Source organism: Paenibacillus sp. Dod16 (assembly GCF_049893405.1).
Classification (GTDB): Bacteria; Bacillota; Bacilli; order Paenibacillales; family Paenibacillaceae; genus Paenibacillus_AQ.
Genome location: NZ_JBNDYG010000005.1, coordinates 33,950 through 57,797, shown reverse-complemented (window position 1 = coordinate 57,797; position 23,848 = coordinate 33,950). Strand labels below are relative to the sequence as shown.

The following is a 23,848-nucleotide window of genomic DNA, read 5'->3' as shown; positions in this document are numbered from 1 at the left end:
AAGTCAAGGTCGAAAAGCGGATACGATCCCTTAAAAAACTGTGATATGATGGAATTGTTATACAGTTGCTAATCCATAGTAACTGCTGGCGTCAATCATGAGAGGACAAGACACGAGAGGAGTTATATCCATGGGGAAATTGCTGACACGAAGTGAGGTTCCAATCGAGGCTACTTGGAATCTGGATGATTTGTTTGTCTCGCAAGAAGCATTCGAAGCGGGATTAAAAGCGATTGAATCGCAAGCTGCTCAATTGACTCGATTCAGAGGCAGGCTGGGAGAGGGTGCAACCGTTCTTCTGGAGTGCTTGAACGAACAGGAAGCTCTGATGGAGAGCATTAGCAACGTCGGGGCGTATGCTAGATTACGACAATCGGAAGACGGAACCAATCCGGCCAACCTGGCAAATTCGGCCAGAACGGGCGATGTTCTCTCACGCATCCAATCTTCCCTGACGTTTATTGAATCGGAGCTGCTGGATCTCGAGGATGGCATCATCGAACAATACATAACGAAGGAAGACGGGCTTGTTCCTTATGCCCGAAGTTTGACATTGCTGCTGGAATCGAAGCCTCACCGCTTGAGTCCTGAGACGGAAAGCGTGTTGGCATCGCTGGGAGAGGTGCTCGGTTCCCCTTACCGCATCTATTTGCGCAGCAAGCTGTCGGATATGACTTTTGACGATATTCAAGTGAATGACGGAACCAAGCCGGTCTCGTTCCGCCTGTACGAGAATTCTTACGAAATGTCAGAGGATACGCAGCTTCGGCGCGAGGCCTATGCCTCGTTCACGAAGACACTGCAGGGATCGCGCCATACATTTGCCGAGGCATACGCCACCGAAGTGAAGAAACAGGTGGTGATGTCCCGGCTTCGCGGGTATGATTCCGTAACGGACATGCTGCTGAAGCCGCAGCAAGTGACGATGGAGATGTACAACAACATTCATGATACCATTCTGACGGAGTTAGCTCCGCATATGCGAAGACTGATGAAGCTGAAGAAGCGCGTGCTCGGGCTGGATCAAATGCTGTTCTGCGATTTGAAAGCGCCGATGGACACGGATTTCAATCCAAGCATTACTTATGAAGAAGCGTGCTCCACGATTTCCAGTGCTTTGTCGATACTGGGTCCTGAATACGGCGAAATCGTTCAATCCGCGTTCTCCAAGCGCTGGGTGGATTATGCCGATAATATTGGTAAGTCTACAGGAGCGTTCTGTTCCTCCGTATACGGAGTGCATTCTTATATCCTGATGGCATGGGCGGACAATATGCGAAATGCCTTCACCTTAGCGCATGAAGTCGGGCATGCTGGTCATTTGATGCTGGCAGCGGACCATCAGCGTATCACCAACGCCCGTCCTTCCTTGTATTTTATCGAGGCGCCTTCCACGATGAACGAGCTGCTGCTGGCAGATCACCTGCTCAGTCAATCCGAGGATAAGCGGATGCGGCGCTCTGTTATTCTTCAGCTTCTGAGCACGTATTACCATAACTATGTGACTCACCTTCTGGAAGCGGAAATGCAGCGACGGGTATACCGCCATGCGATGGCCGATGAGCCGATTACCGCAGATAAGCTATCTGAGCTAAAAGGTGCTGTGTTATCCGATTTCTGGGGTGACGTGGTTGAGCTCGATGAAGGAGCAAAGCTTACCTGGATGCGACAGCCGCATTATTATATGGGTCTTTATCCATATACGTATGCCGCTGGACTAACCGCATCAACAGCTGCAGCACAATTGATTCGCGAGGAAGGTCAACCGGCTGTAGACCGCTGGCTCCAAGTCCTCAAGGCCGGAGGCAGCAAGAGTCCGCTGGAATTAATGGCTATGGCAGGGGTCGATATGTCCACTTCCGAGCCGATCTCCAAAGCGGTTGCATATGTTGGATCGCTTGTCGACGAACTGGAGTCCCTGTACGAGGAATAATACCATTTGCATATATGGGAAAAGGGTGGTCCACAGCTCATCGCTGTAGATCACCCTTTTCTTGTAGAGAATAGGGGAGAGACGCCTATGCTTGTTTGTCCGTGACATCCTCCTGCAGCGTACGGGTCGGGATCGTAAAGTAGAAGGAGGATCCGACATTTTCGCGACTCTCGACGCCGATGACCCCGCCCATCAGCTCGACCAGTTTTTTACTGATCGCCAGCCCCAATCCCGTACCCCCATATTTGCGATTCAAGGATGGGTGAAGCTGCGAGAAGGAGGTAAACAGCTGATGCTGCTGTTCAGCAGGGATGCCAATTCCCGTATCCTTTACTTGAAAAGCAAGCGTGATTTCCTGGGTCCCGGTCCTGCGCAGTCCCTCGACACTCATCGTGATGCTGCCCTCATGCGTGAATTTGATGGCATTGCTGATGAGATTAACAAGCACTTGCCGCAGCCGCAGAGCGTCGCCGATGATCACATCGGGAACAGTGGAGCCGTTGATGCTGCAGGATAATGATAACCCTTTTTCTTTGGCTTTCGCCGAGAATAAATCTACGACGACTTCAAGCAAGGAACGTAAATCGATCGGTTCCTGAATGAGTGTCATATTGCCGGTCTCGATTTTGCTGAAATCGAGAATCTCGTTCAGGATGTGCAGCAGCGAGCTGCTGCTCTCCATCAAAATATCGGTATAATTCAGCTGATCCTCGTCAAGATGGGTCGTTCGTAATAGCTCAATCATGCCGATGATGCCGTTCATCGGCGTGCGGAGTTCGTGACTCATCATGGTCAGAAACTCCGTTTTCGCTTGATCTGCCCGCTCGGCATTCTCCTTCGCCCGGATGATTTCTTTCTCGTCGGTAATATCGCGGAATACCATAACGGCGCCTTTGCGCTCGCCTTGGTCCCAGATTGGATTGACCTGATAATCTGCCAGAAAGCTGGTGCCGTCGCCCCGCCAAAGCACGATTTCGGCTCTGGACAGCGGTACGCCTTGTTGGACGGCTCGAACAAGCGGAGAATCATCCCCCCGATAAAAAGTGCCGTCATGGCGAATTTCTTTGATGATCTGGTCGCAAGGTCTTCCGATGGTGGTGGCCGGTTCATAATCCAGCATCGCTGCGCCTGCCGGATTGATAAATGCGACGTGTCCGTGAATGTCCAGCCCGATAATGCCTTCGGACACCGTATTCAGCAAAAGGGTGAGCTCCCGGCTCAGCTTCTTGATCTCTTCCATGGTTCGTATGCGCTCGGTGATATCCCGGGTAATGCCATAGACGCCGACGACTTCGTCATCTACGAAAATCGGGATGTTAATCGTATTGATGTCGATGGGATGTCCATCCTTATGGATAATCGTTAGATCATAGCTCTGAGGTATGCCTTCAGTTGCCTGGTTAAAATGAAACAACGTGCGAGCCATGTCCTTTTCCGCTACAATCGGTCCGAAATACATCCCGATCAGCTCGTCCAGTGTATATCCCGTCAGTTCCTGCAGATTCTGGTTGGCCGTTAAGTAGTCGCCATCCAAATTCATGGAGTATACGGCCGACGGATTATATTCAAATAGAGAACGGTATCGCTGCTCGCTTTCCTTTAGCTTAAATTCCATCAGTTTTCGTTCGGAGATGTCGCGTGCAATCGAAATGATCTCGTTCTTTTGGCCGTCCTGCGTGCTGATGTACTTGCAATTGATTTCAAACCAGATGTGCCTGACATCCTTATGTATATAACGGAAGGTGATCGGTGTGAGCAATTTGCCGTCCAGGCAATTGTTAAAATAGTCCTGTAGCGGTATGATATCCTCCGCGTATACATAATCGAATATACTGGTGCCAACCATCTCATCCGGACGATATCCAAGCAGTGAATAACAGGAAGGTGAACAATAAAGAAACGTTGAACAGTCTATGGTGCTGCTCGATATGAAATCAAGGGAATTTTCGGTTATGAGCTTGTACTTGTTTTCATTCTCCAGCGACTGCTGTTCAATCTGCACCTGCTCGGTGATGTCCTGCGCCATACCGACCATCTCCATGGGTCTGCCTTCCTTCGTAACGGAGACTTCCCATTGAGCTCGAATGGTTCGGATTTGACCGTCCTGAAGCTGGATCCGATAGATGATTTCATCCGCCTTTCCTAGCATGGCTCTGCTCACGGTTGCCTCCAGCCGCTCACGGTCCTCCGGGACGACCAATGACAGCAGCGTGTTATGGTTTGGTTCAGTGGCACGGATCTGATATCCGTAAATTCGCCTCATTTCATCGCTGTAGGTGAGCGTATGCGTGATCAAGTCCCAACGCCAGGAACCGATCTTGGCAATCCGCTGCGCATGGGCCAGCGTATCCTCATCCGTTTTGCGCTTGGTAATGTTTCGTCCAATGGCCAGAACCTTGTTAACCTCGCCGTGAGCTCCCCGAATTAACTGAAAAGACGTTTCAAACCATAAATAATGCCCGTCCTTATGGCGAATGCGACGAACGAAACTATCTTCCTCTGAAAATAGCTTGCCCGGTTCTTTCATTTGCTCGGAATCCACCTGGTGATAGTAATCGAGCCGGCATTGGCCCGTCATTTCTTCTTGGGTGTATCCGAGTATTTCCGTCACAGATGGTGAGATGTATTCGATGATGCCATCAGCGCTGCTGATGGATATAAGATCTTGTCCGCTCTTGGAAATGAGTGCAAGGAGTTCATCATTCTTAATGGTCGGAGGCAAAGACGATTTCTCCTGTACGGTCTCGGGCTCTATACAGCATAATATCCATGGAGCCTCTCCAGGGGCGGGATGGTTCAGCAGGGAAATCGAGACAGAGACATGGACTTGATCTCCGTTACGGCGGATAAAATATGAGTCTCTCTTGAGCGTGGACGTTTGTTCATATGTCAATGATTGCAATATTTGTTGAATCGATAGATTAGATAGAACTTGGATTTCGGAAGGTTTGAGCTGAAGCAGGTCTGAACGTTTGGATTCGGTAAGTTCGCAGAAACGATCATTAACCTTCGCCACAGGCTCGTCAACCGCAGAGATCAGGATCGCCCCCATAGGCAATTTATCAAACATCTGTTCCCAGACCCAATGTTCCGCTGTTTGCCTCATGATTATATAGATGCCTCCCTAACTTAAGCTATACCCTTTGATCATAGAGGATAGGATCACTCTATCGCAATAGTAAATACCAGTGCTGCATTTGAACTTGGACATCAAGGCGCGTGAAAGCCAACCGATAAGAGGAGCATCCTTATGGCTGGCGAGATTAACCTTACGGTACATCCGTTTACGAATGATGTTTTAATCCTCTTTTTTATTTGTGCAGCAGGTCACGCTCGTCGACGTTTTTGTCAAAATAATGCCCGGCATAAGAGCAAGCGGGGATGATTTTCAAATGTTCTTCCCGAGCGTATCCTATTACTTTTCGCACGAGTTCGTCGGCGATTCCTTGCCCTCGCAGGCTGGGTGAGATATAGGTATGATCGATACTGATCACTCCGTTTCCTTGAGGCGAGTAGGAGATTTTGGCTACCGTTTTTCCATTGTTTTCAATAAAAAAACTGCCGGGCTTTGTCTGTATATTTCGATTGTCCATGATGTTTAACCCTCCTTCATCTGGTTGTACTATACCCGTATCTACGATGCATTAAACGGATTTCACATAGGCGAACACCCTTGACGGGACATTTGCATACAATGCGGGTAGAAGAGAACGAAGGAGGAGCATCATGAACAATTATTCAACGCAACCGCAAATGCTGTTTCAATGCGATCACCATCTGGTACATTCCATGAAAAAGCATAAGGAACATGCTCACGCAGCGCTCAAAAAAGCCGTGAACCGAAAAGTTAGAGTGCAAACCTTGGACGATGAAGTCTTTGAGGGTATCATTATTAACCTGGATGCCAAAAATGTGTACATTCAAATCGAGCAAGGGGATCGAGGTTTTTATCCCGGCCCTTATCCGAGACCAAGACCACCATACCCGCCATACCCGTACAATCCGTATTACAGCAATGTGATTCTGCCACTGGCGTTGTTTGATCTGCTCGCGGTGAGCTTGCTGTGGTAGTGAGTATCGTTTAAGTAAAAACCTGCAGATTTTGTCTGCAGGTTTTTTTGTTGGAAAGGAGTTGAGGGTATCAGACCAATTTCAGATATAACTATTTACATACATTCTGTTTGTATGTTAAATTGGATTCATCCCATTTAGAAGGAGATGTTTTCCAGATGAAACTGCAAGGATTTTATCCTGTTATCATGACAGAGAAGGTTGCCGAGAGCACAGAGTTTTACACACGGTTGTTTGGATTTGAGGTTGTTTTTGAAGCGGATTGGTATGTAAGCCTGAAGAATGGAGACCAGGGACAAGGCGCTAATGAAATGGCCCTCTTGTCCAAAAATCATCCCACGGTACCGTCTTCCTTTCAGAAACCAGTGCAGGGATTGATTCTTAATTTTGAGGTGGAGGATGTGGATGCCGAGTATCAAAGGCTGATCATCCACGAAAAGCTGCCGCTTCATCTGGATATACGGGATGAGGAATTTGGGCAGCGGCATTTTATTACCAGTGACCCGAATGGGGTGCTGATCGATATGATTAAAGTCATTCCGCCATCACAAGCATTTATGGAGCTGTATAATGAAGATGTGTGGTCCACGGATGATGACCAACCAGGTAAATGAGTACATCCACCGCATTAAAGGACTACTTTGGAAGAGAACTGGCGATTCTTTTATCAGATCGAATTAAGCCGCTTGCTCCGGAGTTTCACTCGGAGGTTTTCATTGAAGCCGTAAGCCGCAAGACAGCGACGCTTGAATTGAAAGGAAGGGTAGCCGTTATTGCGGAAGAATTGCAGCAGGCCCTGCCCTTTGGTTATCCGGATAGTTTGGAGATTTTACTCGGCATCATAGGATCAGAGAATGAAACAGAGAAAGGAATGTTCACGGAAGGGTATTTTCTCATGCCGATTGCATATTTTGTGGAACGATATGGGCTTGATCACTTTGAAATATCGATGAACGCGTTATATGAAATTACCAAACGGCACACATCGGAGTATGCGATTAGGCCCTTTCTGCTCCATTATGAAGATCTGTGTCTTGAAATTTTGAAGGACTGGCTTTCGGATGATAATTCGCATGTCCGTCGCCTGGTTAGTGAAGGTACCCGGCCTCGTCTGCCGTGGGCAAAGCGAATTCCAGTGATCAAGGGAGATCCCGCCCACAATTTGGCGCTGCTAGAGCCCCTTCTGCAGGATTCCTCTGGCTATGTCCGCAAATCGGTTGCGAATCATCTTCATGATCTAAACAAAGATTACCGGGATACCGTCCTTCCCTGGCTGCTTGAACATCTGGAATCGTGTGGGGTGTACGGTCCTTGGATACTTCAGCATTCGCTAAGATCCATGGCCAAGAGCGGAGATCAGGAAGTGCTGAAGCTACTAACGTCCATGAGAATAGCATCCGAATGATGCATAGGAGAGAGAAAGGCTAATTATGAGAAGAACCAAAAGCGAAGCTAACGAAACTATACAGCTGCTGCTGAAGGTAGCCAGAACACATTTCACGGAAAAAGGCTATGCCAATGCGGCACTAGAGGAGATTGCCGACGAAGCTAAAGTTACCCGCGGTGCGCTGTATCATCATTTTAAGAATAAACAAGGGCTGTTTCTTGCCGTGCTAGAATTAGTGCAGTCGGAAATTGGGCAGCGTGTGGAGGCGGAAGCGGATAGCTCTGAGGATCCTTGGGAGCAACTTCTGTATGGCTGTCGGGCTTTTATTGCGACCGTGGTAGAGCCGCAGAATAAGCGCATTATGCTCATTGACGGTCCGAGTGTCGTAGGGTGGGAGTCTTGGCGCGAGATGGACGAGCAGAATTCGATGAGTCACCTTAAGGAACAGCTAGCCTTCATGCAGAATCAGGGAATGATGAAGACCGTTCCGGTTGATGCTATGACGCATGCCTTGTCCGGCGCTTTAAACGAATGCTCGCTGTGGGTTGCTCAAATGCCGGAAACGGATAAGGGCATCGAGGAAACGATGGATGTGATTACCGGCATGTTACAGGGGTTTAGAGTATGTTGATCCCTTGATAACTAAACTACGGTGTGATTCGGATCCGGGCATGATGTTACGGCGGCCTACATATCCGTATGAGATTAAAGCACTAGAGAAGGTTTTCCCCCTAATATGGACCGGATATCCAGCAAACCTTACAATTTGCATGAATGTTGTATGCTGGAGAAGTACATCCAAAATCCATGAAATGGAAGGGGTTAAACATGAAATCAATGAAGCCGCTGCAGGAGTTTTTGGAAGAACAACAGGATAACCCGATCGAAGCCATCGGAAGCTACATTTCCGAACACATTGAAGGGAACTGGCAAACCGTACTTACCGTAAACCAGGAAAAACTGCTGAAGGCATACAACGAGGCTGGAGATGCGGCGTATGGGACGTTTTTGAACCTGTTATTCTTGCCGATTCATAAACAATTAAAGGAGATGGGAATACGTCCTAAACCTAATTTCCCGGGTAACTTCGACATCTCAAGAGAATGGGGAAGTCAGGAAGGGACAGACCAGCAGCGCTGGATGTGGAGCACGGTTTTTTCACCGGTGAAGGAGCCGCTCGGCACCATCGTTACCGTTGTATATCATGACCATACACAGTTTCGCGTCCCAAGGCAGCCTCGGATCATAGCCTTGCATGAGAGAGGAAAAGAGGAAGTCGTCGCGGCCCTTTCGCTTAAATCCCCGGATTTTAAGGAAGCGCTCGAGTTTACGGTTGAATATGAAGTATATCTTCGGGGTGTACAGGAGTAAGGAAGGAAAGCTCTGTCAGCGCGATTATTCTACCCGCCGGGAGATGATTCGCGCTTGCGTAGAATATCAGACGGGTCATTAACCTATAAAAAGCGCCTTGAGCAGGATGAAAATATCCTGGCACAAGGCGCTTTTAACATTTAGATTGAAGCCAGCTGATCGATCGTTAGGTCTAACCAGTCCAATTCTTCCTTTGTCAGCTGGATGGTTGAACCCTCATCACAGGATTTTAATTCTTCCGCAGACTGCGCACCGATCAGCGCACAGGTCGGGAAGGGCTGGTTCAGCACGTAAGCGAGCGCAATCTGTATGGCCGTCGCATTCTTCGAAGCGGCCAGCTGCTTGGCACGCTCTAACCGCTCCCAGTTCGCATCGCTATAAAATACCCGCACAAGATCCGCATTGTCCCGAATTTCCGGTGTGAACCGGCCGGTGAAGAATCCTCGCGCCTGGGAAGACCAGGAGAGCAGCGGAAACTGCTCTGCTTCATGCCACGCAATCGTCTCTGCATCGGCTGAGACGCAGCCTTTCCAGAACGGCTCGTTTGGCTTGGCCAGACTGAGATTCGGGCTGCTGAAGGAGAAACCGACCAGTCCATTCGCTTCGGCATAGGCATTGGCATCCCGGATGCGCTCCCACGTCCAGTTGGATACCCCAATGGCGCCAACGCTCCCATCGGCAATGTACTCATTCAGAGATTCAATAACTTCACCTGCCGGAACCTCCGGGTCGTCACGGTGAAGAGCATACAGATCGATGAAATTCGTCTGCAGTCTCTCAAAACTCGTTGTGATGTCGCTCTTGATGTCTTTTTTATTTACGCGCGGACCATTCTGGTCATGATGGGCACCCTTGGTCAATATGACGATCTGATCCCGGTTCCCTCTTTCCTGCATGTATCTGCCGATCACTTCTTCGCTTTGACCTCCACAGTAGATGTGGGCGGTATCAACGGAATTGCCGCCGATAGCCAAGTATGCATCCATATTCGCGGCTGCTTTCTCATACGAATCATGATAAAAGTAGTCCGTTCCTTTCATTAGCGCAGAGACAGGTTTGTTTAATCCCTTGATTGATATATATTTCATATTCATATCCTCCTTGGGTGTAATTACAACACAATTCGCTTCCGTTCATGGGCAGATTGCAGACAGGCGTCTATGACTTTCATATTGTGAACGGCATCCTCTGCAGAGTAGCGGAGAGGCTTGTTGTTCAAAATAGCTTCGGCCATATGGTCGCCTTGTTCACTGTATGCGTTTGCACGAGGGACCTCGATTTCTTTACGTCCGTCGCCGGTCGTTAAGAAGAAGTTCGCTCCGTCCTCAGGCAGGCTATAGGCGTAAGGGACTTCAATCAGGCCATCCGTGCCCACAATTTCAAGAGGATTGCGATACGCCGCCCACATTCCGCAATCAAATGTCAGCGCTACATTTCCTCCAAATTCGATTAATCCGGATGCCATCATGTCGACATGATCATGCTCAGGGGAGAAGAAAGCTTGAACGGTAACAGCTTCCGGCTCTTTATCCAGCAGGATGCGCGCGGCGTTGATCGGATAACAGCCGATATCATAAATCGAGCCGCCGCCCCAATCCTTGCGAAAGCGGACATTCCCGTGATTGGCGGAACTGTTGAAGGTAAACGCGCTGCGTATGCCCCGAATGTCCCCGATGGCACCAGCGTTGATCATTTCCTTCAACAAGTCATACCGTGGGTGATACCGATACATAAAGGCTTCGGCCAGCACTACCCCGGCTTTAGCTGCTGCTTCCGCCATTTCAGCTGCTTCTGCTTCCGTCAGCGCAAGCGGTTTTTCGCATAGAATGTGTTTACCGGCTTCCGCCGCACGGATGCTCCATTCTTTATGTAGATGGTTTGGGAGCGGAATATAGATCGCATCTATGGAAGAATCCTCGAGCAAGGACTCGTAACTGCCGTATGCAGTCGGGATATTCAGTTCCTCTGCCGTTTGCGCTGCTTTTGCCTGATCGCGGCTGGCAATGGCAACGACTTCATTGAGACGGGATTGCTGTAAACCAGGTATGACCGAGCGTTTGGCAATACTGGCGCAGCCAAGGATTCCCCAACGAAGTTTTTGAGTCATGTTCATCAGCTCCTATACAACTTTTTAAGATTATATTGCGATTATAAAAGACAAGAAATAAAATTGATATAATATTATTTTGTAGTACAATACAACAATATTGTCATTCGAGGAGTATTATGATGAAACGACAAAGTCATCTGCTGACCCTACCGCAAATGCCATTCTTCTGCCTGCCTGAGTCGGTTGGGATATACCGGGATGAACCGGACCATACCGTTACGCGGGCAGCCGGGTCTCTGAACAATTTCAATATTCATTATGTGGCTTCCGGTAAAGGGTATGTTGAAATCGAAAACGTAGTCCATACGCTTGGCCCAGGTGAAGCCGTGCTGTATTTTCCAATGCAGGCTCAGCGTTATTACACCAGCGAGGACGATCCGTGGGATGTGCGTTGGTTCCACTTTTATGGCAGCGGTCTGCAGAACTATTTCATCGAACGCGGATTTCATAAAAGCCAGCTGTGGAGCATTCGGCAGCCATCAGCCTTTGAGGAAGCGCACGAAGCGCTTTTATATGAGGCGGAGACCCATCGGATGCTCAAGCCTGCGCAGCTGTCCACGCTAACGTATTCCTTGTTAGCCGTATTCGTGGAGCAGGCATCCGCTTTATCGGATAATAAATCAAACAACTCGGCCAACCGGATTCTTGAACTGCTGCCGATCATGCAGCAGGAAGCGGCACAACCGTTTATTTTGGAGGAGTGGGCGGACAGACTCGGCGTTACCACTTACTATTTCTGTAAATTATTCCGCAATGTCATGGAGATGACCCCAATGGATTTTGTAACGCGCTGCCGGCTTCAGATGGCAAAGCAGTGGCTGCTCGACCATAAAGAAAAAACCATCGGACAGATTGCAGTGGAAGCGGGCTATCCGAGCGTCAGTTATTTTAACAAGCGATTTATGGAGCATGAAGGCATGACGCCATCTTCCTATCGTCGCTTATATGGGGTATAGTTATGGGTATCACGTCGCCAGGTCAGTTGAGAACTCGACTTAGGTCTAGGTCTTATTCACACCTATAGTCGGTTATGGAAACGGCTTGCCTCTACTACAATGGAATTAACGAAGGATTTGACGAAATCCGGCTTCAATGAAATATGTAATTAAGTATGTGGGGGAAAGCAAATGTCCGATAACCAAAATATATATGTTCTTCTGACTGATACGGGTACGATGTTTACCAAACTGATTAAACGAATTACGGCAGCGCCCTATAATCATGCTTCGCTGGTGCTGGATGAGAACTTGAATGAAGTGTTCAGCTTCGGCCGGAAATGCGCCAACAATCCCTGGATAGGGGGATTTGTTGAGGAGGATGTATACGAAGGAACCTTCCGTCACTTTCCCGGCACGCGCTGCGCTCTGCTCCGTCTAAAGGTCACGCGGGAGCAACTTGAGGCAGCGAGACGCGTGATTCAAAGCTATAAGGATGAAGAGGATGCTTACGGCTACAATCTTATCGGCATGTTTGGCGTGCTGATGAGACTTGATATTACGAGGGAAAGATCGTACTTCTGCTCACAATTCGTAGCGGAGGCAATGAAGCAAAGCAGAATTCATCTATGGGATCGCCCTTCCTCCGCAGTAACCCCGAATGATTTCTTTCAGCATCCGGCATTCGAGGTTATATACGAAGGCATGTTATATGACTATCCATTACTTGATCAATCCAAGTTGGCTGGATTCCAATACCCGTTACAAACAGCTTCAAGTTGAGTTGATTTTTGATCTAATTTGTTGCATATCGAACCCTAACTTCTGCCCGCGGCAGAAGTTATTTTTATAGCGGGATTCTTAAAAACGTTATTTAAATTGGGCATTTGCGCGCGCGATGATCGACTCGATTTTTTGTTCGTGACTGTAGATGCTTTTCTTTTTCGTCAGGATCTGACCGGAGAGTGTCAGCAGCCTGGACAGGGCATCGCTGGTTCGTGCCGATTCATTGGTCTTTACTGCGGCTTTGAAATTCTTCCACTCGGTTGCCATCAGTTTATTCGGCGTGGAGATTGCGCTTTTATCGCCTTTGATTTTGCTTTTGTAGGATTCAATCTCGGACAGGATGGAACGGACTTTAGCCGCTTTGGAAGCTTTCTCTTTCTTGGCCGCCGTAAGCGCCGCCTGCTTAGTTCGAATATCATCACGTCCCAAGGATACCAGGATCTTCATGCCACTGGCCTGTGACTGCAGTATCTTGGAGAGCGATTTGTCTTTGAGTTTTTTGGCTGCGGCGATTTGTTTATTGAGCGCGGAATAGGTATTAAACAGCGGCTGGTACTTGGTTTTGGCTGCTTGCAGCTGATCCTCCAGCTTGCGGATTTTATCCTTATCGATTTCGCTGATTTTTTTGCGGGTTTCTGAAGCTTTGGCTTCATTGGCATAGCGAAGGGAAGAGATTCGATCATCCAAATCCATTACCTGGTTTCGTTCGGATTTGAACTCATCAAACTGTTTGATGAGTTTGGTACGTACGGATCCGCCAGCCCGGTCCGCCGTGGCTTTCAATTGGGCTTGAACCGTATCGGTGAACTCGATCGCAGCTGCATTCGCGAAAGGCATGGGGATGAAAGAGAGTAAAAGTGCCATCACAAGTGATGAGGTGAGTAATCTTCTAAACATAAACATCGCTCCTTAAATAACTAATAATTATCATTAGCGGTATTCGCATCATGACAGAATGGCCGGACCCACGACAAAAAGCACCCGTTAGAAAGGCGCATTCAACGCCAGACTTACGGGTGCTTCCTTCGTAAGAGTTCCGATTCACTTTTTGTAAATATACAGGTAAATTTTGGATTTGTCAAACACTTATTCCCCTGAACTGAGCGAAAATTCTCTAAGAATGGTCTTCCAAGCCTCCGAATCTCCTTCCCATGTGGGCCCTTTCGGTATTTGCTTGATGAGAACCCGATCCGAGAACGAAGGGAGATTTACAATTTGGGGACTGCTGCTGAGCATAATAAATAACAGGTTTACGTCCGCTTTGGGATAGGCTTCGCGTATTGCTTGATCAATCGTCTCGGCATCCTTGGTATTCGCGATGATCCGCACGAGCAGAGTCTTCCGTTCAGAATTCAAGCAGCGGTTAAAGCGTTCGATTCTTCGATCCAGCCGCTCGCGAAACGCGGGGTAGTCATATAACGGAGGCTCCTCCGGATTGTTCTTGAAATCATGGAAGGATAAACAGGAAGATCGTTTATCGCGCACATAGTAACAGTTCACGGATTTGCCGTATATGTCGAGATTATCCCGTAGCATGAAATCGCTGAATTGACGTTTAATGACTTTACAAAATTCATGGGTCGAAGCGAAGTTGAACCAGTCCAACGGGCCAGCTGCATGACGCAGCTGGTTTCTTCTTAACTGGGCGGCAACCTGACAGTTGTGACCCAGACTGAAAATGGCATCAAACTCCACAGGGGTTGTCATGCTACCAGACCTCCTTGAATCTATCATTAGATATCATATGCAGATCGATAGAGTTGGTATGGAGCAGTGACCAAGGGTGGGTGTGGAGTGCGGTTCATAGCCACCGTGCAGCATAATCGGAGGTGGGCCGGATTTGAGGGGAAACGGAGTGGTGGGAAAATTACGGACCCGACCCTCAAGGACTCAAGCTATATTTTGAATGAAGCTGCCATATTAATTCCCTCCGGCTGTTGACGCCGGTTTTAACAAATATGGACTTTAGATGATCCTGAATCGTGTAGGGGGAGATAAACAGGGATTGAGCAAGCTCCTTGGTGGATAATCCTCGCAGAATTCCGCTGATCACTTCGTTCTCGCGCTCCGTTAATCCCAACGCATCCGAGATAAGCGGCAGCATGTCCGTTGTATTGGCAGGTTCAAGCGTGACTGCAAGCTTGGCAAGAGAATCGGGACCATGCAGAAGGCATGCCCGTATGCTGGCAAAGGAGCCATTACTTAGCCTGACGCGAGTATGAGCGCCCGTCGAATAGGCCGTACCTCGGGAGCTCTCGGACAAAGCTCGGGAGCAGACTGCCCGCAGCGGGCGAGGGAGCGAAGCGGCATCCATACCCTCTGCATCCTGGAGCAATGACATCCACTGCCGTGCAGAAGCATTATATGAAAGAATATCGAGCGTTTCGGATAACACCAATAAACCAGGCTCAGGCATGTGATCCATTCCATCCATAGGGGATCGCGGAAGACTTCGATCACGCAGCATGGACGCCATGAATGGTGCCAGGGAAGAGAGCAGCTGCCGTTCCTCCTCGCTAAAAAAGGGCTGGCCCTCCTGACGGAATATCGTCAGATATCCCCAACACATGCCGTCCGCTACCAATGCGACACGCATCTCATCATGAAAGCCTGCCGGCTGCAGGACGTTCAGATAACGAGGGCTTGTGTTCAGAGCCCCGTTCGTAGCTCCGCTTAGCGTAGCCACCTTCTCCATGGAGTTCGCCAGTTCATGAAAGTGATTGTAATCGCTGTGCAGATATTCATACTCGAACAGGCGATCATGGATTGCCTCAATGTCTTCATCCGTGATCGCACCCGTCGAGAGCAATGTACGTGGATCTACCGTCGTAAAGCAAGCCGATTCGAAAGGAATCCAGCAGCGCAATTGCTTCATGAGTTCGCTCCGGTAGGTTTGGGAATTTGATAAAGCCCCGCCAAGTGCCATTATTTTATTCAATAAGCTGTTAAGCTGTGTGCCCATATTCAGTCACCTTTTTCGTCGGTCTAAGGAAAACCCCACATTTCTGGGATAGGGTTATCGTTCTCCATCCTTATAATTGAGAATGATTCTTATTATGTCATGTATGTAGAAGGAATGAAAGAGACCCTGCATATTGTGCATCATGATGGAACAAGGGAGGTTTACCCATGGAAAAAGTGAAATCAGGGCTTGCTTCGCTGAGGATTTTCAAGTCTGAGCGGGGGCTCGTTACTTATATAGATTTTTTTAGAGATGGAGAGGAAGTATCATGAAGGAACGTATTGTGGTTGTAGGCGGATATGGGCATGTAGGAAGGATTATATGCGAGGAGTTAGGGGAGAAATATCCCGGTCTTGTGTACGCTGCAGGAAGAAGTTTGGAAAGAGCCGAGCGTTTCAGTCAGGAGACAAGCGGGAAGGTGCTCCCCATGCGATTGGATATGGGGCAGCCACTCATGGCGAGTGAGTGGGAACGGATCAAACTCGTGGTCATGTGTCTGGATCAGGCGGACGATGCCTGGGTCGGAGCTTGCATCCGGAGCGGGACCCACTATGTGGATATATCGGCAAAAGCCGAGTTTTTGAACCAAGTGTCGAAGTGGAAGGACGCAGCCGAGGAATCCGGGTCGTCAGCTATTCTGAGTGTAGGCCTGGCCCCGGGTTTAACCAATCTCATGGCAAGCTGGGCGAGCAAAGGTCTGGATGTAACAGAGTCGGTTGATATCTCGATTATGCTGGGATTAGGGGATCGGCACGGCAAGGCTGCCGTAGAGTGGACCGTGGACAATCTACTGTCCACCTTTCAGGTGATGGAGAACCATCGCGTTAAGACGGTTGCGAGTTTTTCGGATGGAAGGTCGGTTTTTTTTGGCGAAAAAATAGGACGTAAATCCGTGTATCGTTTCCCATTCTCGGATCAATCCACATTGCCCAACACCTTGGAAGTTCCCACCGTATCGACCCGGTTGGGTTTTGATTCTTCCCCTCTAACTACCATGCTTGCAGGATTCCGTGCATCCGGTCTGCATCATTTGCTTAAGGTTAAATGGATACGGAACGCTGCCGTGAAAGCTTTTATGAATATACGGATGGGATCCGATGATGTTGCTCTAAAAGTTGAAGCGCAGGGCAAGCGCCGTGGCAAAAACAGTACAGTTGAATTTTTGCTGGTCGGGCGGGATCAGTCCAGATTAACGGCTAAGGTAGCGGCGAGTGTTGCGGATGCTGTATACAGTGGGAATATCGCGTGCGGGGTGTTTCATATTGAACAAGTGTTTGAATTAGCGAGTATGAAGGGGTGGCTGGAGAAAGAGGTTCGCATGGAGGTATGGCGGGATGGGAAGAGAGGGAGTATGTAGCCGCCTTCTAAAGGCGCAAACATCATGTGAATGCTCCTCTGCTTCTATATCATTGTATTTTTCGTCTTCCTCATCCGTATGTTATATTAAGCCTTAGAATATTCAAAGGAGGATTATTGCATGCGGCAAAAAAGATGGATTTGGGTACAAAATTTGAGGGAAATCGCATCATTGACCCTATAAACTGCGTATTCCCCTAAATTTATGGGGGCACTACCAAGTGGAAGAGATTACTCAACCAAGTCAAAAATTACGGATCACAAATGTGAAAGGCGCGTTTGCCTGGCTGGGATTTTTGGTGTTTTTCAGCGTTTTGAATGAAACCGTGTTTAATGTGGCACTGCCGGATATCGCCAGGCAATTTCATGTGGAGCCATCGACGGCCAATTGGGTCAATACAGGCTTTATGCTGACGTTTGCCATAGGTTCATTTGTGTACGGAAAAATATCGGATCTGTACGGGATCAAAATAATGCTCATGATAGGTATCGTAACGTACGGCAGCGGCTCTATGCTGGGATTAGCGGGACATGCCTATTTACCTGCTGTGATTGCGGCAAGATTTATTCAGGGGGCGGGAGCCTCTGCCATCCCTGCGCTGGTCATGGTCATGATTGTACGTTATTTCGATGCCAATCAACGCGGAAGAGCGTTTGGTCTTATAGGATCACTGGTTGCAACGGGCGAAGGCATCGGGCCTGTCATCGGAGGCGTCGTTGCCCATTATGTGCACTGGTCCATGTTGTTTGTTTTTCCTCTTATGACACTTGCCACGATTCCTTTCTTCTTAAAAGTGCTACCGGATGAAACTGAACAGAAAGGGACCATTGATGTTACGGGGGCAGTTCTGCTCTCGGTTGGCGTAGTGCTATTTACCTTGTTTACGACCAATGAACATTGGATGTATCTGGCTGGCTGTTTAGCAGCGCTCGTATTATTCGCCTTACGTATCAAGCGGGTTTCCAATCCATTTATCGAACCGTATTTATTTGTAAGGAAGAAGTTCATCGCCGGGACGATCGCGGGCTGCGTTATTTTGGGCATGGTAGCCGGATTTCTATCCATGGTGCCTTATATGATGAGAAGCGTCCACCATCTGTCAACGGGCATGATTGGCGCGGGGGTTATGTTCCCTGGTGCCATGAGTGTCATGCTGTTTGGCATATTAGGGGGCACACTCGTTGATAAGAAAGGTCATCATCTTGTGTTCTATATAGGCACCTTGATGATTATCGGTGGTTTTTTAACTATGGCTATGCTGAAGGATCAATCACCTTGGATTGTAACGGCCATGCTGATTTTTGTATTTGGAGGCCTTTCTTTTGTGAAGACGGTGATTTCAACCGTCGTTTCCGATTCTCTGGAAGAGAAGGAAGCGGGAGCAGGGATGGGAATGCTCAATTTTGCATGCTTCTTATCTGAGGGAATCGGAGTGGCAATTGTAGGAGGTTTGCTTTCCAGAGGATTGCTGGAATTCCCACTTCTTCCGATGTTACGGAATGCTGGGACAGACTTATACAGCAACTTGCTGCTTCTGTTTTCGTTGGTTATCGTAGCTGGAAGTATGATCTATACATTGACTTATGTCGGAAAAAGAAGCAGACGAATCTAAAGCATAGAAGCATATTTGTGCTCCAAATCCCGATCTCTCTTGTAACAACGGAGAGAGCGGGATTTTTTTTGGTAACAAGCTCTTCATACGCCATTGTGCCGCTTCTGTATTGATCATTGGGGGAGAATAGTCTGGATAGCTGTCGAAACGTCTTCGTCAAGTCCAGACTATCATGTTGCTCCGTTTAACAGCGGATTACGGTCATTTCCTGTGGCTTGCATTCGTTGACAGAACTCGGGTCTGGTGATATCCTCCAATCAAAGACGGGGTTTATCCGGGATCAAATGAATTAATCCGTATTGTCCCCTTGGCGAGGGAGAGCTCTCCCAAGCGACGGTTGCGGCAGCCATTTCTGAATACCGTAAGTCTGAAGCTCTTCGTTTGAAGAGTTTTTTTCTTTTATATTACAACGAAAAGAATGTGATGACAGATGTTGGTTCGATTACGAACCCAAATGAACGGTTTGCTTCAACATCATTTATCCGGGGAGTCGATGGACTACCGGCAGATTTTCGCTTTATTTTTTCCGATCTTGATTGATCAGGCATTCATCATCGGTTTGAATCTGGTCAACACCGCCATGATCAGTTCGTCGGGCGTATCGGCGGTCAGCGCCGTGAACATGGTGGACTCCCTGAATATTTTCCTGATCAATGTGTTCGTGGCGGTAGCAACCGGAGGCACCGTCGTCGTTGCACAATATAAGGGAAGCGGCAATGCCATGATGGTATCGCGGGCTTCTGCGGCCACTGTTACATCCGTGGCGATGATCGCTTTAGCGATCGCGCTGCTGATCATTGGGCTTCACCAGCCGGTGCTGAATCTGCTGTTCGGCTCAGCGTCACCCGAGGTGCTGGAGAGTGCGCGAGTGTATCTGATCGGAAGCAGTACTTCCTTCATCGGAATTGCCATCGTGCAGGCGGTTTGCGGCGCGCTGCGGGGGATCGGCAAGACCCGGGCTTCACTGGCATTGTCGTTAATCATGAACCTGCTCTACGTTCTGCTCAACATCGTGTTCATCACCCTGCTGAATATGGGCGTTATGGGCATGACGCTGGCGATTAACATCGCCCGCTTTGCCGGTGCGGCCTGCGCGCTCTACTATCTGTTCAGAGTGGACGCCACGCTTCATATCCGCCTGCGAGATCTGTTTCATTTCCCGATATCCATGCTGCGCAAAATTATGTTTATCGGGCTTCCGTTTGCAGCCGAACAGATGTTTTTTAACGGGGGAAAGCTGTTAACCCAAGTGTTTATCGTCAGCTTGGGTACGTACGCCATAGCAACGAACGCGATCGGGTCTTCGCTTGCCGCCGTATTTCAAATTCCAGCCAGCGCGTTGTCATTAACGATTGTGACCGTTGTTGGTCAATGCATCGGCCGCGGCAATATAGCGGATGCCCGTAAGTTCATCAAATCCTTTCTATGGCTTGGCGCAATCTCGCTGGCCCTGATGGGGCTGATATTGATGCCGCTCTACCGGCCGTTGGTAGGGCTATTCAATCCGCCTCCGGAAATCGTGAACGATCTGTTCGTGGTGCTGTTGATCAACACGCTCGTGCAGGTTCCGTTGTGGTCGATAAGCTTTATTCTGCCTTCGGCGCTGCGTGCGGCAGGCGACTCGCGTTTTACCTCTATCACTTCGATGCTGACCATGTGGCTGTTCCGGGTGATTCTCGGTTATATTATGGGGATCGTTCTGGGCTGGAGCATCCTTGGCGTATGGCTGGCCATGAATTGTGAATGGGGAGTGCGGGGAGCGATTTTCCTATGGCGCTTCCGCGGCAAGAAATGGTATGCGCACAAGCTGATTTAAGCCCTTATCTATTGTATATAAAGCAAGAAAAGCCCCGTGTTTCCGGGGCTTTTTTGCATGTTTTTTACTGCAAGCTGCATGTTCCATCAGTTCCAAACAGATTAAGTTAGGAACGATTAGGATGGCTTGTAAACCGCTGCGTATGTTTTCCAGCCGCCGTCGAGATTCTTAACCCGGAAGCCATGCTCGGCCAAAATACGAGCCGCCAAGTATCCGCGCAGCCCAACCTGGCAAGTCACGTACAGCAATTCATTCTCCGGCAATTCCTTCAGTCGGCTGCGCAGATCGTTAAGCGGAATGTTGACGGAACCCGGGATATAACCCGCTTCCCTTTCCCTAGGCTCACGAACGTCGATCAAGGTTGCACCGTTTCCGACCAGGTCGTCGATTTCATGCCACTGCACCGTTTCAACCAAACCGTCCAAGATGTTGGCGGCAACATATCCGGCATAATTAACCGGGTCTTTGGCGGAGGAATAAGGGGGCGCGTAGGAAAGCTCCAGCTCAGTCAAGTCCCATACATTGAGATTTCCCTTGATTGCTGTAGCAATGACATCGATTCGCTTATCCACGCCATCTGCTCCAATCGCTTGCGCCCCATAGATTTGACCTGTTTCCGGATGGAATAACAGCTTCAAGGAAATGGGATACGCCCCGGGGTAGTATCCGGCATGAGACGAGGGGTGAATATGGATGGCTTGATAAGGGATGTTCATTTGCTTGAGGCGCTTTTCGTTAACGCCTGTTGCAGCAACCGTTAGATCAAAGACCTTGGCAATCGACGAGCCGAGCGTGCCTTTGTAACGATTGGTTTTGCCGTAGATGTGGTCTGCAACCAGGCGCCCCTGCCGGTTGGCAGGACCGGCGAGCGGGATAAAGGCCTGGCTCTGAAGGACATAATCCTTTACCTCAATCGCATCGCCGATGGCATAAATGCTCGGGTCAGCGGTCTGCATATATTCGTTAACTTGAATCCCGCCGCGATCATTGACGGGAAGTCCGGCAGCTGACGCCAGCAAGCTCTCCGGCTGAACGCCTATCGAAAGCAAAGTCATATCGGTTGATAATCGTTTGCCGCTGGAAAGCTCGATTTGTTGACCGCCCTCATGAAACTCTTTTACGCCATCCTCAAGAATCAGACGGACTCCTTTTTCCTTAAGATGCGATTGGACGATTGCGGCCATTTCGTAGTCGAGCGGAGCCATCACCTGGTTGGCCATTTCAATGACTGTCACCTGAACGCCGCGATCCGCCAGATTCTCGGCCATTTCCAGCCCGATAAATCCACCCCCGACAATAACGGCTTCCTTCGGCTGGGCTTCATCCACGTACTGCTTAATCCGGTCCGTATCGGGGATATTGCGCAAAGTGAAGACGTTTGGCGATCCGGTCAGACCGCGAATATCCGGCGTAATCGGCTTCGCGCCGGGTGACAGGATCAGATAATCATAACTCTCGGTGTAGGTTTCTCCGGTAATAAGGTTTTTAATCGTAACCATTTTTTCATCACGCAGTATGGACGTAACTTCGCTATGATTCCGAATATCCAGCTCATAACGGCGGCTAAGGCCGGGTACGGTCTGCACCATGAGCTTATCGCGGTCGGTTATCGTTTCTCCTATATAATAGGGCAGACCGCAGTTGGCAAACGAAATATATTCACCGCGCTCCACTAAAACAATGGCAGAGTCCTCATCCAATCTCCGCAGTCTGGCAGCTGCCGAGGCTCCTCCCGCTACGCCGCCGACAATGAGAATTTTTTTGCCCATCGAATATTCCTCCCTGATTTTGTGTATATGATGAATGGATTTTTGCATACCCTATGGGGTATCATAACATATGGCAGCACGGAAGAGTGTGACAATTATCAGACATGTCCTGATAAGCGTAAAGTTAGAATTATCCATTTGACAACATACCCTTGGGGGTATATATTGAGGACATGCAAGCCCGTATGCTTTTAATCATGCATCCTAAAAAGTGCAGAGACAGGAGGGGATCGAGATGGATTACAATGATCAGATGAAAAATCGGGTGAAACGCATCGAAGGTCAGCTGCGCGGCATTCTGAAAATGATGGAAGAGAACAAGGATTGCAAGGAAGTGATTACCCAGCTCTCGGCAACGCGGACGGCGATAGATCGGACGATCGGCGTTGTCGTCAGCTCCAACCTTGTTGAATGCGTACAGAAAGCTGAAGAGACCGGGCAGGACACGGAGAAGCTTGTGGTTGAAGCGGTCAATTTGCTAGTGAAAAGCAGATAACGTGAGGACAACGTTCCCTCAATTGAATATCAGGCAGTAGGAAGTTCAATCAGGATTGACAGGACTTACGACATTGCTTGAAATACCCCCACAGGTAAATAAAGAAACATATAGTCATCATTTTAAGGAGGAATTATAATGAACGCGGATAAAGTATTGGATGTGAAAGGCTTGGCATGTCCCATGCCGATCGTGAAAACAAAGAAACAGATCAATGAGATGCAACAAGGCCAAGTGCTTGAGATTCATGCAACGGATCGAGGCGCGAAGGGCGATTTGACGGCATGGGCCAAGTCGACGGGTAACGAGATGCTGGAGCAGGCAGAGGATGGGGGCGTATTGAAATTTTGGATTAGAAAGGGATAATTTTTTTGAATGAAAATATACCCATGGGGGTATAAACGCATTCATTGAGATTTATAAATCATTTATTTCAGGAGGAGATCACGACGTGACGGAAACAAAAAAGACAACGATTGTATTATTCAGCGGCGATTATGACAAAGCCATGGCCGCCTATATCATCGCGAACGGCGCTGCCGCTTATGACCATGAGGTGACGATATTTCATACCTTCTGGGGACTGAACGCACTGCGTAAGGACGAGGATGTCATGCTGCCCAAGAAGAAAAGTTTCATCGAGAAGATGTTTGGGAAAATGATGCCGCGCGGATCCGATAACATGGGTCTCTCCAAAATGAATTTTGCCGGGATGGGTCCAAAAATGATCAAGGATGTGATCAAGAAACACAACGCCGTTCCGCTGCCGCAATTGATCGAGATGGCGCAGGAGCAGGACATCAAGCTTGTTGCATGCACCATGACGATGGATCTGCTTGGGCTGCAGCAAGAAGAACTGCTTGACGGCATTGAGTATGCGGGGGTTGCTGCATATTTGGGCGATGCTCAGGATGGCCATGTTAACTTGTTCATTTAAGTAAAACAGCGGCGACGGTTGCTGTTATAAAGAGAGGGAATAAAGATGGATATTCTCAATGTATCGTTCATTGCACTTATCATTCTGTTTGTCGTTTGGAGAATCCTCCCGGCTCAGGGAGTCAGGCAGATTACCTCGGCACAGCTGAAGCAAGAGCTTAAAGACAGATACACAAACAAGCAGTTCATCGATGTCCGGACGCCGGGAGAGTTCAAGGGGATTCACATTCGGGGAACATTAAAGAAATTAGGCTTTGAGATGGTGACTAACGTGAAGGGCGGCATGAATCGCTGGTCTTAAACTTAA

General features: G+C 48.7%; 23 protein-coding genes. 15 read left to right on the top strand and 8 right to left on the bottom strand.

Annotation, left to right across the window (positions count from 1 at the left end; genetic code table 11):
* Positions 1-130: 130 nt before the first annotated feature.
* Complete coding sequence (gene pepF / locus ACPV3A_RS04985) at positions 131-1,933, top strand: oligoendopeptidase F (protein ID WP_426198375.1); 1,803 nt, start codon at positions 131-133, stop codon at positions 1,931-1,933.
* Between the two features lie 85 nt (positions 1,934-2,018).
* On the opposite strand, the gene ACPV3A_RS04980 is transcribed toward pepF, so the two are convergent.
* Both ACPV3A_RS04980 and ACPV3A_RS04975 read right to left on the bottom strand, forming a co-directional pair.
* Positions 2,019-5,039, bottom strand: a complete 3,021-nt coding sequence (locus tag ACPV3A_RS04980) for a PAS domain S-box protein (RefSeq protein ID WP_426198374.1) — start codon at positions 5,037-5,039, stop codon at positions 2,019-2,021.
* 205 nt (positions 5,040-5,244) lie between these two features.
* A complete protein-coding gene (locus ACPV3A_RS04975) occupies positions 5,245-5,526 on the bottom strand; it encodes a GNAT family N-acetyltransferase (RefSeq protein ID WP_426198373.1) in 282 nt (93 codons plus the stop codon).
* 133 nt (positions 5,527-5,659) lie between these two features.
* Here ACPV3A_RS04975 and ACPV3A_RS04970 point away from each other — a divergent pair, with 133 nt between their 5' ends.
* From ACPV3A_RS04970 to ACPV3A_RS04950, 5 genes are all read left to right on the top strand, one after another.
* Positions 5,660-6,004, top strand: a complete 345-nt coding sequence (locus ACPV3A_RS04970; RefSeq protein ID WP_194542004.1) for a hypothetical protein — start codon at positions 5,660-5,662, stop codon at positions 6,002-6,004.
* Between the two features lie 158 nt (positions 6,005-6,162).
* The gene (locus tag ACPV3A_RS04965; protein WP_426198372.1) at positions 6,163-6,618 is read left to right on the top strand and encodes a VOC family protein; all 456 of its coding nucleotides are present in this window, start codon (positions 6,163-6,165) and stop codon (positions 6,616-6,618) included.
* A complete protein-coding gene (locus tag ACPV3A_RS04960; protein ID WP_426198371.1) occupies positions 6,615-7,409 on the top strand; it encodes a DNA alkylation repair protein in 795 nt (264 codons plus the stop codon). Before ACPV3A_RS04965 ends, ACPV3A_RS04960 begins: the two co-directional genes overlap by 4 nt.
* Positions 7,410-7,434: 25 nt before the next feature.
* Entirely contained in the window at positions 7,435-8,022 is a 588-nt protein-coding gene (locus ACPV3A_RS04955) for a TetR/AcrR family transcriptional regulator (RefSeq protein WP_339223154.1), read from the top strand.
* A gap of 197 nt (positions 8,023-8,219) precedes the next feature.
* Positions 8,220-8,762 carry a DUF6022 family protein gene (locus tag ACPV3A_RS04950; protein WP_426198370.1) on the top strand — a complete coding sequence of 181 codons (543 nt, stop codon included), beginning with the start codon at positions 8,220-8,222 and terminating at the stop codon, positions 8,760-8,762.
* A gap of 140 nt (positions 8,763-8,902) precedes the next feature.
* Here the strand turns inward: ACPV3A_RS04950 and ACPV3A_RS04945 are convergent, their stop codons facing one another.
* A complete protein-coding gene (locus tag ACPV3A_RS04945) occupies positions 8,903-9,850 on the bottom strand; it encodes an aldo/keto reductase (protein WP_426198369.1) in 948 nt (315 codons plus the stop codon).
* Between the two features lie 23 nt (positions 9,851-9,873).
* Positions 9,874-10,869, bottom strand: a complete 996-nt coding sequence (locus ACPV3A_RS04940; RefSeq protein ID WP_339223158.1) for a Gfo/Idh/MocA family oxidoreductase — start codon at positions 10,867-10,869, stop codon at positions 9,874-9,876.
* A gap of 122 nt (positions 10,870-10,991) precedes the next feature.
* Between ACPV3A_RS04940 and ACPV3A_RS04935 the strand changes: the two genes are divergently transcribed.
* Both ACPV3A_RS04935 and ACPV3A_RS04930 read left to right on the top strand, forming a co-directional pair.
* A complete protein-coding gene (locus tag ACPV3A_RS04935; protein ID WP_194545133.1) occupies positions 10,992-11,828 on the top strand; it encodes a helix-turn-helix transcriptional regulator in 837 nt (278 codons plus the stop codon).
* Between the two features lie 171 nt (positions 11,829-11,999).
* Positions 12,000-12,590, top strand: a complete 591-nt coding sequence (locus ACPV3A_RS04930; RefSeq protein ID WP_194542010.1) for a hypothetical protein — start codon at positions 12,000-12,002, stop codon at positions 12,588-12,590.
* Positions 12,591-12,677: 87 nt separating this feature from the next.
* Here ACPV3A_RS04930 and ACPV3A_RS04925 read toward each other — a convergent pair whose 3' ends face one another.
* The 3 genes from ACPV3A_RS04925 to ACPV3A_RS04915 form a co-directional block, all read right to left on the bottom strand.
* The gene (locus tag ACPV3A_RS04925) at positions 12,678-13,490 is read right to left on the bottom strand and encodes a hypothetical protein (protein WP_426198368.1); all 813 of its coding nucleotides are present in this window, start codon (positions 13,488-13,490) and stop codon (positions 12,678-12,680) included.
* Positions 13,491-13,679: 189 nt separating this feature from the next.
* Complete coding sequence (locus tag ACPV3A_RS04920) at positions 13,680-14,300, bottom strand: DUF1796 family putative cysteine peptidase (RefSeq protein WP_194542012.1); 621 nt, start codon at positions 14,298-14,300, stop codon at positions 13,680-13,682.
* 175 nt (positions 14,301-14,475) lie between these two features.
* Positions 14,476-15,555, bottom strand: coding sequence for a LuxR C-terminal-related transcriptional regulator (locus ACPV3A_RS04915; protein ID WP_426198367.1), 1,080 nt, complete (start codon positions 15,553-15,555; stop codon positions 14,476-14,478).
* 268 nt (positions 15,556-15,823) lie between these two features.
* On the opposite strand from ACPV3A_RS04915, the gene ACPV3A_RS04910 reads away from it, so the two are divergent.
* From ACPV3A_RS04910 to ACPV3A_RS04900, 3 genes are all read left to right on the top strand, one after another.
* A complete protein-coding gene (locus tag ACPV3A_RS04910) occupies positions 15,824-16,912 on the top strand; it encodes a saccharopine dehydrogenase family protein (protein ID WP_426198366.1) in 1,089 nt (362 codons plus the stop codon).
* Between the two features lie 256 nt (positions 16,913-17,168).
* The gene (locus ACPV3A_RS04905; RefSeq protein WP_426198546.1) at positions 17,169-18,524 is read left to right on the top strand and encodes an MFS transporter; all 1,356 of its coding nucleotides are present in this window, start codon (positions 17,169-17,171) and stop codon (positions 18,522-18,524) included.
* A 430-nt stretch (positions 18,525-18,954) separates the two neighbouring features.
* Positions 18,955-20,340, top strand: coding sequence for an MATE family efflux transporter (locus ACPV3A_RS04900; RefSeq protein ID WP_426198365.1), 1,386 nt, complete (start codon positions 18,955-18,957; stop codon positions 20,338-20,340).
* Between the two features lie 116 nt (positions 20,341-20,456).
* On the opposite strand, the gene ACPV3A_RS04895 is transcribed toward ACPV3A_RS04900, so the two are convergent.
* Complete coding sequence (locus tag ACPV3A_RS04895) at positions 20,457-22,109, bottom strand: CoA-disulfide reductase (protein WP_426198364.1); 1,653 nt, start codon at positions 22,107-22,109, stop codon at positions 20,457-20,459.
* Positions 22,110-22,344: 235 nt separating this feature from the next.
* Here ACPV3A_RS04895 and ACPV3A_RS04890 point away from each other — a divergent pair, with 235 nt between their 5' ends.
* From ACPV3A_RS04890 to ACPV3A_RS04875, 4 genes are all read left to right on the top strand, one after another.
* Positions 22,345-22,605, top strand: a complete 261-nt coding sequence (locus ACPV3A_RS04890) for a metal-sensitive transcriptional regulator (protein ID WP_071218276.1) — start codon at positions 22,345-22,347, stop codon at positions 22,603-22,605.
* A 138-nt stretch (positions 22,606-22,743) separates the two neighbouring features.
* Positions 22,744-22,971 (top strand): sulfurtransferase TusA family protein, encoded by a 228-nt coding sequence (locus tag ACPV3A_RS04885; protein ID WP_426198363.1) that lies wholly within the window; start codon positions 22,744-22,746, stop codon positions 22,969-22,971.
* Between the two features lie 85 nt (positions 22,972-23,056).
* A complete protein-coding gene (locus ACPV3A_RS04880) occupies positions 23,057-23,542 on the top strand; it encodes a DsrE/DsrF/DrsH-like family protein (protein ID WP_220685784.1) in 486 nt (161 codons plus the stop codon).
* A gap of 45 nt (positions 23,543-23,587) precedes the next feature.
* Positions 23,588-23,842 carry a rhodanese-like domain-containing protein gene (locus tag ACPV3A_RS04875; protein ID WP_426198362.1) on the top strand — a complete coding sequence of 85 codons (255 nt, stop codon included), beginning with the start codon at positions 23,588-23,590 and terminating at the stop codon, positions 23,840-23,842.
* The last annotated feature ends 6 nt before the right edge of the window (positions 23,843-23,848 follow it).